The organism is Enterococcus sp. JNUCC 77 (genome assembly GCF_054819945.1).
The window spans coordinates 93,589-105,356 of record NZ_JBTHIG010000001.1 but is presented as its reverse complement, the minus strand read 5'-3'; the positions used below and the strand labels follow the sequence as shown (position 1 = coordinate 105,356).

At 35.2% G+C, this 11,768-nt stretch carries 12 protein-coding genes; 2 read left to right on the top strand and 10 right to left on the bottom strand.

What is annotated here, in order from left to right:
- Nucleotides 1-36 precede the first annotated feature (36 nt).
- The 9 genes from ACVWNY_RS00515 to ACVWNY_RS00475 all read right to left on the bottom strand — a co-directional run bounded on the left by ACVWNY_RS00515 (nucleotide 37) and on the right by ACVWNY_RS00475 (nucleotide 8,196).
- Nucleotides 37-705, bottom strand: coding sequence for a bifunctional 4-hydroxy-2-oxoglutarate aldolase/2-dehydro-3-deoxy-phosphogluconate aldolase (locus ACVWNY_RS00515; protein WP_454071515.1), 669 nt, complete (start codon nucleotides 703-705; stop codon nucleotides 37-39).
- Entirely contained in the window at nucleotides 702-1,799 is a 1,098-nt protein-coding gene (locus ACVWNY_RS00510; RefSeq protein ID WP_454071514.1) for a PTS fructose transporter subunit IIC, read from the bottom strand. Before ACVWNY_RS00510 ends, ACVWNY_RS00515 begins: the two co-directional genes overlap by 4 nt.
- A 15-nt stretch (nucleotides 1,800-1,814) precedes the next feature.
- Nucleotides 1,815-2,132: a PTS fructose transporter subunit IIB gene (locus ACVWNY_RS00505; protein WP_454071513.1), complete on the bottom strand. Its 318-nt coding sequence runs from the start codon at nucleotides 2,130-2,132 to the stop codon at nucleotides 1,815-1,817.
- 12 nt (nucleotides 2,133-2,144) lie between these two features.
- The gene (locus ACVWNY_RS00500; RefSeq protein ID WP_454071512.1) at nucleotides 2,145-2,594 is read right to left on the bottom strand and encodes a PTS sugar transporter subunit IIA; all 450 of its coding nucleotides are present in this window, start codon (nucleotides 2,592-2,594) and stop codon (nucleotides 2,145-2,147) included.
- Nucleotides 2,587-4,545, bottom strand: coding sequence for a BglG family transcription antiterminator (locus ACVWNY_RS00495; protein WP_454071511.1), 1,959 nt, complete (start codon nucleotides 4,543-4,545; stop codon nucleotides 2,587-2,589). The genes ACVWNY_RS00500 and ACVWNY_RS00495 overlap by 8 nt, the downstream gene beginning before the upstream one ends.
- Nucleotides 4,546-4,737: 192 nt before the next feature.
- Nucleotides 4,738-4,989: a TfoX/Sxy family DNA transformation protein gene (locus ACVWNY_RS00490; RefSeq protein WP_454071510.1), complete on the bottom strand. Its 252-nt coding sequence runs from the start codon at nucleotides 4,987-4,989 to the stop codon at nucleotides 4,738-4,740.
- Entirely contained in the window at nucleotides 4,990-5,997 is a 1,008-nt protein-coding gene (locus ACVWNY_RS00485; protein ID WP_218327095.1) for an acyltransferase family protein, read from the bottom strand.
- Between the two features lie 98 nt (nucleotides 5,998-6,095).
- Nucleotides 6,096-6,953 (bottom strand): arginase family protein, encoded by an 858-nt coding sequence (locus tag ACVWNY_RS00480; protein WP_454071509.1) that lies wholly within the window; start codon nucleotides 6,951-6,953, stop codon nucleotides 6,096-6,098.
- A gap of 13 nt (nucleotides 6,954-6,966) precedes the next feature.
- Nucleotides 6,967-8,196, bottom strand: a complete 1,230-nt coding sequence (locus ACVWNY_RS00475) for a PucR family transcriptional regulator (protein WP_454071508.1) — start codon at nucleotides 8,194-8,196, stop codon at nucleotides 6,967-6,969.
- Nucleotides 8,197-8,403: 207 nt separating this feature from the next.
- Between ACVWNY_RS00475 and ACVWNY_RS00470 the strand changes: the two genes are divergently transcribed.
- Together ACVWNY_RS00470 and ACVWNY_RS00465 are read left to right on the top strand one after the other, a co-directional pair.
- The gene (locus tag ACVWNY_RS00470) at nucleotides 8,404-8,856 is read left to right on the top strand and encodes a DUF3237 domain-containing protein (RefSeq protein ID WP_454071843.1); all 453 of its coding nucleotides are present in this window, start codon (nucleotides 8,404-8,406) and stop codon (nucleotides 8,854-8,856) included.
- A gap of 18 nt (nucleotides 8,857-8,874) precedes the next feature.
- Complete coding sequence (locus ACVWNY_RS00465; protein WP_454071507.1) at nucleotides 8,875-10,815, top strand: NAD(P)/FAD-dependent oxidoreductase; 1,941 nt, start codon at nucleotides 8,875-8,877, stop codon at nucleotides 10,813-10,815.
- A gap of 72 nt (nucleotides 10,816-10,887) precedes the next feature.
- Here the strand turns inward: ACVWNY_RS00465 and ACVWNY_RS00460 are convergent, their stop codons facing one another.
- The gene (locus tag ACVWNY_RS00460; RefSeq protein WP_218327100.1) at nucleotides 10,888-11,532 is read right to left on the bottom strand and encodes a winged helix-turn-helix domain-containing protein; all 645 of its coding nucleotides are present in this window, start codon (nucleotides 11,530-11,532) and stop codon (nucleotides 10,888-10,890) included.
- Nucleotides 11,533-11,768: the final 236 nt, after the last annotated feature.

The following is an 11,768-nucleotide window of genomic DNA, read 5'->3' as shown; positions in this document are numbered from 1 at the left end:
ACAAGCAGCAAAATCAAGCTGCTTGTTTATCTTTTCTTATTTATTTTCAGCTTTAAATTCTGCGACAATTTGCATCAATTCTTTGGCATGTTCCGTTAAAACATCGAATTGTTTAGATTGGATAAATTTCTTATTTGTTAAGTAGCCACTGATTCCAGAGCCAGAAAAGCCAGCTGTTAAATAGTCCTTCAAATTATCCGGCGTAACTCCTGCTGTAGCAATTAATTTAACATGATTAATCGGCCCTCTAATGTCTTTGACATAACCTAAACCTAATGCCCCCACAGGGAATACTTTGACAAAATCTGCGCCAGCTTCATGAGCAGCCAAGATTTCAGTCGGCGTCATTGCCCCTGGCATAGAAACCATCCCTAACTCTTTCGTTCTTTTAATAATAGCTGGATTTGTATTAGGAGAAATGATGTATTTGGCTCCTGCTTGATGGGCTGTTTCGACTTGCTCTAAAGTAACCACCGTACCTGCACCAATCACCATAGAATCATTAAATTTTTGAGACAATTCAGCAATTGCTGTACTGGTTTTACTTAGACAATCAGGATCTCCTTGATCAAAGGTGACTTCTACTAGCTTTACGCCTCCTTTTTCCAATGCTGAAACAAGTTGGAATAACTCTTCACCGTAAGTTCCTCTACAAATGGCTATAATTTTATTTTCTTCAATTACATTTATGATATTTTCTGTCATTTTACTTTCTCTCCAGTGAGCTTCATAGATTTTTTAACTACTTCTTTAGTTTCGGCTTCGAGACTCGGTTTCAAAAATCCTAAAATCCCAGCTGTTACTAATGAACCAATTACGATAGCTGCAACAAACCAGATTTTATTTTCAACAACTGGTAAAACAATAAAACCACCATGAGGAACAAAACATCTCACATTACCAATCGCACCGATCACACAACCCACTGCTGTTCCAATCATCGTTGAAGGTAAGATTCGTTTGATGTCACTTACTACAAAGGGAATGGCTCCTTCAGTTATTCCGATACAACCCATAATTCCCGCTGCCACAGCAGCGTCACGATCGCCTTCAGTAAATTTCTTTTTAAAGAATAACGTTGCTAGGAAAATGCCAATTGGTGGAATAGCTACAGCAATTCTAAACATGCCATTTGGTTCGTAGACGCCTTCATTCATTAAAGCTAGGGTAAACATCGAGACTGATTTGGTAATTGGACCGCCCATATCTACTTCTCCAAACAATCCGATAAAAACTGCTAATAAGATGGCACTACTACCATTTAAACTACTCATAATATTTGTTAAGCTGTTCATTAAAAATGCTAACGGACTAGCAATTACGTAGATATACAGCATACCCAGAACCAGTACGGTGATTGTAGGAATAATTAAAATTGGTAAAATGGTTTTAATAGTTTTGTTGACTTTCCATGTCTTAATCCATTTAACAAAATAACCGGCTGCAACACCTAAAAGCATCGCTCCTAAGAAACCAGATTTCACTTCAACTTCATTGATCATCACTGGATTATTGGCTAGAAATCCTAAAATCATCCCTGGTGCCAGACCGGGTTTACCAGCGATAGAATAAGCAATGTATCCTCCTAAAATAGGAATCATCATGGCAAAAGCTGCTTTTCCAAGAATATTAATATTTTGCATCAATTCACTAGTTACTACAACACCAGTCTCACTTTTTTCTCCCGTTGCTAAAGATATTGCCAGCATGATACCACCAGCTACAACTGCCGGCATCATAAACGATACACCACTTAAAAATGATTTCTGAATTTCTTTTAATACTGGTTTTATATTCATCTGCCTAACTCCAGTCTATACTTGATTATTTACTAACGCTTCAGCTGCATCTAATACTTTTTCTGGATGAGAAATGGCTTCGTTGACATCGGCATTTAAAACTAAGCGGTCTTCAAAACGTTCTTCATTTTCAATAAACACGGAAACTGCCAAGATGATAACATCCGCTTCTTCTACTTCTTCTTCGCTCACTTCATTTTCAATCCCAATACTTCCTTGGGTTTCGATTTTGATATCGTACCCTCTTTTTTTACCTTCTTTTTCTAAAGCTTCTTGTGCCATATATGTGTGGGCAACTCCCGTTGGACATGCTGATACGCCTACAATTTTCATTTTATTTTCCTCCTATTTGATAATGTTATTTTCTATATTATTTAGTAATGCCAAAATAGATCGCTTGTCACCATTGATTAATTCTGCTCGAAATTGTTCATCCATTAATCTTCGACTAATTTCAGCCAAAATTTTTAAATGTAATTTGCTTTTTTGTTCTTCTGGAACACCTAGTAAGAAAACCAAGCGAACCGAATTACCATCTTCATCCCACTGGATTTGGTCCTTTGTTCGCATAAAACAAACAAATGGAGTCCGAACTTCAACTGATTTTCCATGGGGAATACTGACGTCGAAGCCAACTGCTGTCGAAAATTCATCTTCCCGATGATTTACAGCTTCTAGGTAATTATCCTTATTTTCTAAGTAATTCAAGCGCTTGGCTTTTTCAGATAAGAACTCGATAATGGATGCCTTATTGTCTAATGGCGAATCCAGCACGACTAAACTTTCATCAATCAAAAATTTTTCCTCCTAATTCAATAAATACTGCTTTTTTACTTTTATTAAAGAAAAGCAGCTCAATCGTTTTTTTAGATTCGACGATACTGTATAGTTCTGACAACATACTTTTGACTGATTTCAAATCTTCCTCAGCAATACAGATCATCAAGATGGTATTAATCATTCGGGTATGCCAACGAATTGATTTTTCTAAGGTCATCACAACTAGTCGACTTTCTTTTACTACTTCTGGCGGTGGATGGGGAATTGCGGCTCCCGTAGGCAAATCAGTCACACCTAACTTTTCCCTTTCCCAAATTGATTTTTCAAAATCAGCTGTCACCAGATCAAATTTCAATAAATCGTGTGATATGCGCGCAATGCATTCTTCCTTTGAAGAGAAGTTTTTATTTAAATAAATGAGACGAGCATCGATTATTTTTCCTAATGAGACAAACTTTTTCACAGGTTGCGGTTCGATTTGATCATAAAACAAATCTAAATACATAGAAGAAACTTTCTTTAAATCTTCTTTACTCATCAAAGCCGAAACATAGACAACCGGCACACTACTTTGATTAATTTTGACCGGTGAGATAACTAAATCAACATTTGATAAGTCTCGTTGATAAAAAGTTCTTAAGGAAACAACTTCTAATATATCTTGCGGAAAAAGAATTCTTCTCATTCGATTAGCAATCAATTCTGAAGTCCCAATACCTGTTGGGCAAACAATCAAGATTTTTTTGTTTTTTGACGCTCGATCAATCGCTCCTTGAAAATGAATCATGATAAAAGCAATTTCATCTTCTGGGATTTGAATAGCTAATTCAGTTTCGACTTTGGTTAAAATTAGCCAAGTTGTGCTATAAAGGACCGAATATTCTGATTTTATTTCAACTAAAAGTGGATTTTTAACTGGAATATTCATCTTCAAACGATAAATCATTGAAATCAGATGGTACATTAAATTACTGTATAACTGCTGATCGTTCGTTAAATCAATTTTTACTGAAATGCTCATATCGGCAATAATTTTTTTAACTAAGGCATCATACTGTTCCTTCAAAATAAAATCTTTTAACTTCGGTTCAAAGCCGTGAGCAATTAATTGTTTATTCAAATAGTCAAAGTCATTTTCAGTCATCTTAAAATCGGTTTCGCTTTGCAGTTGATCCACCAGCTCTTTAGTGAGCAGATATGTTTTCAGAGATTCAACATCTTCAAACAAAAAATAGTCTTGTTTTTCCAAATGGAAACCATTTTTTATGCGAATCAATAAGATACTTGTCGATAGAATCAAGGATTGAAAATAGTTATCCGATAATTTCTCAATGTTAAAATTTTGGTTGTGTTGTAATAAAAATGTGATTTTTTCGACCATTTCCCTTGCTAAAAATTGATAACATAATTCAGGAAATTTTAGCCTAAAATCATTGGCTTGATCCGCTTGTTCAATAATTGAATAGGCAAAGTTTTTAATCGCTTTTTGAATATTAGATTCTTTACCGACAATCCTTGTTCCTAAATTATCAGAAACTAAAGTCACATCTGAACTCTTAATCATCCGCTCAATTTGTAAAAAATCATTGGCAATTGACGTCTTGCTAACTAAAAATTTTTCTGAAAGTAATTGGTAAGACAAAGTTTCGCTGTGAATCAATAAATCTTTAGCAATCAATATTTGTCGTTCAAAAGGTGAATGATTCCACTCATTGATTTGATATTCCGATTGATTGCTGACTGCCTCTTCCAAATAGTCTTTATTAGTCAAAAAAATTCCTTTACGGGGAACTTTTTCAATTACTGCCTTTTTTGAAAGGACAAAAATTTCTAGTTGCTTTAAATCTTTATGGGCGGTTCGTTCGGAAATACCAAGAATCGCCGCATAATCTTTAATTGGTACAAATGATTCATTTTTTAATAATAAGTTTAAAAACTTACTTTGGCGTTGTGTTAATCCATGCATGATTAGCCTCCCGGAGTAAGCGTTTTCTCTATATTTGTATCCTAGCATTTCTTTTTAAAATCGGATATGACAGAATGATGCAACATTATTATTGAACCTTACTGAACACCTCTCAAACCAATTTAAGAAAAATTGATAACAAAAAAAGAGTGGATTGCTCCACTCTTGATAGATTGGCTAGTATTGTTAAATTTATTTCAAGCCATCACTAAAACCTTTCAATTCCGCTTTCAGCTCTTCTGACAATTGATTGTAGTCGGTCCCGTCAATCGCACCTTGCAAAGTATATAAATGAACTAAACAAACTTCTGGAAAGGCCATCTTCAGTCGGACAAAGGCTTCTTTACTACCCATCTGTTGTAGATCTTCGGCTGTTTGAACACCGATTTGTTGCAACTTACGAGACATTTCTTTCCCAATATTATTTAATGCTGTCAACTCCATTTAATTCCCTCTTCCCCTTTGATATCTCTGATAAACATTTCGCGGCACTTGACGAATATAATCCATTCCTTCAGCAACTGGCTGACTTCCCAGCAACAAGGTAATGCCAAAACTAAAAATTAAAATAAACAACAAGCCAATAAAATTAATTTGCAGCCCTCCAAAATCAAAAGAACGAAAAATTCTAACGATAAAACCATGTAATAAATAAACATTAAAGGTATGACGTCCTAAATCTGTGAAAAATGTTTTTTTCGTTGGAACAAAACTTAGAAAACTAAAAATGCCAATCACTCCCAGCAGTAAAACTATTCCGCGAACAAGCGCGCCTAACTCTGGAAAAGAAAGAAAATCTTCATAAGGTTTTGAACCGAAGAGCCAATATTTATTGATACTTTCATTAACATAAATAAAGCAAAAAACGAAGACAAGCCCAATCGCAGCTTTTATCCTGGCTGAGTTATTTTGTACCTTCTTAAAGGCTTTTGGTGAAAGATAATAGCCTAATAAAAAGAAAGGAAAAAATACCAATGTCCGCTGCATAGTTAACTCGCGGTTAATAAATGGCAAGTAACCAGCAATCAATGCGATTAAAAAGCTCAAACTAAGTCCAATCGGCGGTTTTAAACGACCAAATAAAAATAATAAAGCATTCCAAAAGAACATCGAAACTAAAAACCACAATGACCAGTGAGGAACGGTGAAATTAACATTAAAGGAACCGGCATTGCCAAAGAGCCAGTAATATAACGAGTAAATTATTTGAAAAACCAAATAAGTGACAATAAAAGTTTTAAAGCTTTTCCATAAATAACCTGGGCGGCGATAATTTTTCGAAAAGAAACCAGAGATCAAAATAAAAGCCGGCATATGAAAAGTAAACATTGTATAGTACATGTCGTGAACAAATCCGTCGTCTCCAATAAACGGTTGAATCAAATGCCCAAAGACAACTAGTACCATTAACATAAACTTTGCATTATCAAAATAACTGTCCCGTTCTTTCATTCGCTTTCTCCAATCAATAGTCTTCTATTTTATTATAATACATGAGCAAAAAAGCCGCGACTAACATTTATAGATAGTTGCGACTTATTTATAATTATTTACGAAAAAATGTCAAAGCTTTGTAAAAGTTTTTTTAAGTTCTCCGCATCCCATGGCAAATATTCTGCAATAGTTAATCCGACAATCTCGCTTTCTTGTTGGATGGCTGCCATCGTCTCGCCAACTTCTTTTAAACTCATTTTTCCTGACTCAGAAGGAAATTCACTAACACCCGGCTCAGTAAAATACAATGATTTAAAGATTGCTGGATCCAACACATCTAAATCAAAGTGGACCACTGTTTTGGTGAAATTATTCTGTTTAATCCATTCGCGAATTTTTTCAGGCTGTAGACACTGCTCTTTTTGAACCTGATAAGGCAAATTCAATTCTGCCAAAATGACTTTTTCATCCGCTGTCGGTTCTTGTAAACCAACAAATAAAATATCTTTTATTCCATATGGATGTTGAACTTTTTCCGCGAACAACTGATCTCCATGACCTAATAAATTTCCTAAAACCATCGCATGTTCGTGATAATAAATTTCTGGTGTCGAAATATCTGGATGAGAATCTATCCAAATAATACCTAATTTTTCTCCATGTTTTCCATGCAAATAATCAAAAGGTGCCTGCGAAACTAAGCAATCACCGCCTAGAGTAATAATTTTATCAGGTTTTTCAGTTATGATTTTTTCAGTAACAGTCGCTAAATTTTTCAATAAAGTAGGTTGTGCTACAACACCATTCTTTTTTTCTAATTCAGTATCGTCACTAGCGGTCGGGATTGCAATTGTGAATTCTTCCTGCTCTAAATTTTTCGGTGCCAACCAAGCAAGTAATTGTGAACCGAAAGCATAAGTAGGCTTGTTGCCACCTTGCCATTGAGGAATCTTCAATCTGATCGTTTTTTTCATTTTTAAGGCTCCTTTATTTTTTAGTCTGAAACATTTTCTGGGCTTGCAATACTAATTGAAAAACCCAAGCCATTTCTGAATCATCAATTTCAGTTTGCGTAATGTCACGAATTTTATTTAAACGATAAATTAATGTATTACGATGAATATGTAGCTCTTTAGCAGTTTGATTAATATCATTTCGCTGGTATAAATAAATTTCTAGTGTTTTAACTAATTCTGTTTCATGGGCATGATCATAAGAAAAAAGCTTCCTTAACGAAGTGGGAACGATACCTTCCCAGGAATATTTCTCCAAAGGCTGTAATAATAAAATTTCTGGCAATGATTTTGAAAAATAAGTACATTCTCGATTCCTGTTTAAAATTGCTGCCGTTTCAAAAGCCAATTCCGCTTGTTGAATATATTTCCTCCGTTGATTCAAATCTGTGAAAACATCACTGGTCCCGCAATAAAGATTGTACTGGTGGACAATACTCAATAAATTTTCTTCAAATTCTACTAGTTGCAAATGGTGAAAAAGTATATATAAACGATGTTTTTTCACTAAAAATAAAACATTGCTACCGTCTTTGACAATCCTGCTTTTAATATGAGACAGAATCTGTTCTTCCTGATTTTTTTCTGCTAAAACTACAATACAATATTGCGGTGTTAAGCGTAACGTATCGACATATTCTGTTAGTTTGTTAATTTGCGGATAATTGGCTGTATCAAAAAATTTTTGCGCCAATAATTCTTTCACAGGATTGATAGCATGTTTTAGACGAAAGTTTTTAGAACGCATCAAAATCGTACAAAACCGACACAATAAATCATTCAATCGCAAAGAAAATCTTAGCAATTTTTCTTCCATAAACAACACACTAACAAAACCTTCTAAGTTGTCATCAATATAAATTGGTCCGCTAGTTTGCGGATAGTCTTTACAGACACCCCAATTAATATTGATTGCCTGTCGCGAACCAGTAATCGCTTGCATCAAACCCTCTTCAATATAATAAGCCATAATAGTGTGGTCGGTAGGTTCTCCATGCTCAATAATTTGTTGCCAAAAAGGATCTGTGACTTTTTGGTCTCCTGCTGAAGTAATCCAACGATAGCCTGGATCCGCAACAATCAACGGCAGGCGAAAAGTTTGATACGTATAATCAATCAATTCTTCAATTGTCGAACCTTTGGCAATATTTTCAATCATTTGATTGGTATACTGCGTTAAACTTTTTTCACTGTATCGCGCCATCTTGCTCTCTCCTGAAATTTTATTTAATTAATTTTATCATCTATTGGCATTTTTGACGATAAAGTACCGGAAAAATCATTTATTTTGCCGATGGTTTTAGTTCGTCTGCATGTTATCATTTTCACAATAATTAAATAAAAGGAGTCGACACTTATGGAAAACTTTGAATTAAACAAATTTAAGATTGAGCATTTATTCACTTAATCAATTGATGTAAATGCAGACATGTTTATCCAAAAATTGCCAACAGGCGGTACCCGTGTCACTGGAACAATCGCTGGTGGAAAAGTTTGGGGACCGAAAATCCAAGGGAAAATTTTACCAGTCGGTGCAGATTGGTCAACCGTTTATCCCAATGGCATTGTTGATGTAGATTGTCGCACCATGATTGAAACAGATGATGGTGCCCATATCAACATGTTTTACAAAGGACGGATTGATTTAGGGTCAGAAGAAGCAGCGGCAGATTATGCTAACGGAAAATTCCCTGCTGTGATGGGCACACAACCGATGCCGGTTTTAGATACTGATGATGAACGCTATGATTGGTGTAATCATTATGCTTGTTTTGGCATCGGTCGGGTAGATTTCACGAATGACCCGATTGTGATTCAATATGATGTTTACCGTTACTATGCAACACCATTTGCTGAAAATTAGTTTGAAAGGATGAAAAAAATGAACTATGATGCATTATTTACCCCATTTAAAATTGGAAATATGGAAGTTAAAAATCGCATTGTCATGTCACCGATGGGAACCAACTCCGCATTTATTAACGGACGAAAAGATGAACAAGAAATTGATTACTTTGTAGAAAGAGCAAAAGGTGGCGCCGGCATGATTATTTTAGGTTGCCAGCCTTTGAATGAAGAAATTGCCCAAGGTTCAATGGAAGGAACGCTGGATTCTTTTAGCGTGTTACCGGCTTTAACATCTTTAGTTGATTCAGTTCATCGCTATGGAACCAAAGTGGTCTGTCAAATTACTTGTGGAACTGGACGGAATGCCTTTCCTGATACTTTAGGTCGCCCGCCAATGTCCGCTTCAGCAATTCCCTCTGCTTTTGACCCGAATGTTCCTTGTCGCGCGATGACAAAACAGGATATTCAAGATGTGATGGACGGTTTTACTTTTGCGGCTGGTTTAGCAAAAGATGCTGGTTTTGATGCGATTGAAATTCATGCCCATGCTGGTTATTTAGTTGATCAATTCATGTCACCTGTTTGGAACAAACGAACCGATGAATATGGTGGTTCACCAGAAAACTTTGCCCGTTTCCCAAGAGAAATTGTGCAAGCGATTCGTAAAGCTGTGGGTAATCAACTACCGATTTTATTCCGTATTTCACTGGACCATCGTTTTGAAGGTGGCCGGACGTTGGAAGATTCGATTCCATTGATTCAACTTTTAGAAGAAGAAGGCGTTGATGCGTTTGACATTGATGCTGGTTGCTATGAAACACTAGATTATATTTTCCCACCATCTTATCTAGGGGAATCTTGTATGTCTTATGTTAACGAAGCAACACGCCAAGCCGTTAATGTTCCACTATTAAATGCCGGTACTCATAATCCTGAATCAGCAGTTGAAATCATTGAATCAGGAAATATTGATTTTGCTATGATTGGTCGTGGCTTGATTGCTGATCCAGATTTACCTAATAAATTATTAGCTGGACATAGAGAAGATGTTCGACCGTGTATTCGTTGTAACGAAAATTGCATCGGAAGAATTTGGAACAACCATACGAAATTAAGTTGTTCTGTGAATATTCAAGCGATGGAAGAAAGACGTTTCAAACTAGAACAAGCCAATGAAGTCAAAAATATCGTGGTTATCGGTGGCGGGGCTTCTGGTATGGAAGCAGCTCGTGTGGCTGCCACTCGTGGTCATAAAGTGACTTTATATGAAGCAAGTCATCGCCTTGGGGGTATTATGCGGGATGTTGCTACTGCGAAATTTAAAAATAATATCCAATTATTAAGTGATTGGTATGAAACACAATTAACTAAATTAGGCGTCGATGTGCAATTAAATACTTTTGTTTCATCAGACGATGCTATTTTAGCTGAATGCGATCAAATTTTTGTTGGTTGTGGTGCCGAACCAATCGTGCCAAACATTCCTGGAATTGATTTACCCATCGTTGAAACTATGGTTGCGGCTCATCGTGACGAATCATTAATCAAAGGTGATAATATTATCGTTTGTGGTGGTGGTTCAACTGGTTGTGACGGCGCATTGGAAATGGCAAATGAAATGGGTAAAAATGTTACCATCATCGAAATGAAAGATGAAGTCACTCAAGATGCGATGTTTATCAACCGCATTTCATTGCTGAACGCTTTAAATGCTAACAATGTTACCATGCTAACAAAAACTGTCGTTCAATCAATTGAAGAAGATGGTGTCATTGTTGAAAAAGCAGATGGCTCAACTGAAAAAATTTATGCCGACACCGTCTTAAATGCTTTCGGGATGAGACCTTTGTTAAATACCGTTAATGGTATCAAAGAAAAATACCACACGAAAACTCGCGTGGTTGGTGACAGTCAAAAAATCGGAAAAATCGGTGATGCGATTCGTGCAGGCTTCTACGCCGGTAGTGCTGTCTAATTAAAAAAAGCAATTAGTACCTTTTCGATACTAATTGCTTTTTTTCTTCGTCATTTTATATAAATAACATAATTAATCATCAGAATTCTTCCATAAATAACCTTTTCCCCATACAGTTTGCAAGTGTATATTCTCACCAAACTTATTTTTTAATTTATATTTAATTCGAGTTGTAATATTTGATAATTCGGACAAACGAGAAGCACTGACTTCATTCCACAAGACTGTACATAGTAATTTTCTTTCTACTACTACTCCTTCATTTTCGATTAAATAGTCTAGTGTTTTTCTTTCCGTTTTGCTTAAATTCAAGTCAGAAATAATATCAGTGCTCACTTCACTACTCATTTCTTTTGATTTAACAACTTCTTCTAACAATAGTCGGAGTCCTTCCAATGTAAAGTTAGTTTGAATATTTAAAATTTCTCTACCATGAATTTGTTGCTTAATCATTTGGTCGGATTTACGCATAAAATACTTACGTTGGAAAGCTGTTTTTTGAATCGCATAAGCCACTTCATCATCTGATAAAGTTTCACTAAAAATAACTATTGGAAAATATTTTAAAAAATCACTACCTGATTGTTCTAGAAACTTTTCATAATTGTTCAATGTTAATGAAACAGAACAAAAAACCTCATGCCCCAACAATTGTAATGCTTGCTCCATCGGTCTCTCAGTCTCAAAATTTTTACTTAAAATCAAAATATTAGCCATCATTTTCTCTCCTATTTTATAAATGTATTATCATAATATATATTAATCATATTTATTAACAAATTTCAATAAATATTATCGAAAAAAATATATTAGTTAGTTTCCTTTTTTTTGATATTTTTTCAAGATAAGATAATTTCGATTTGATAAAGAAGCATTAATAATAATTTATTCCTCTTTAATTTAGTGAATAATTATGGTTTCTCAATAAACCCTCCAGACAGTTCTCTTTACAT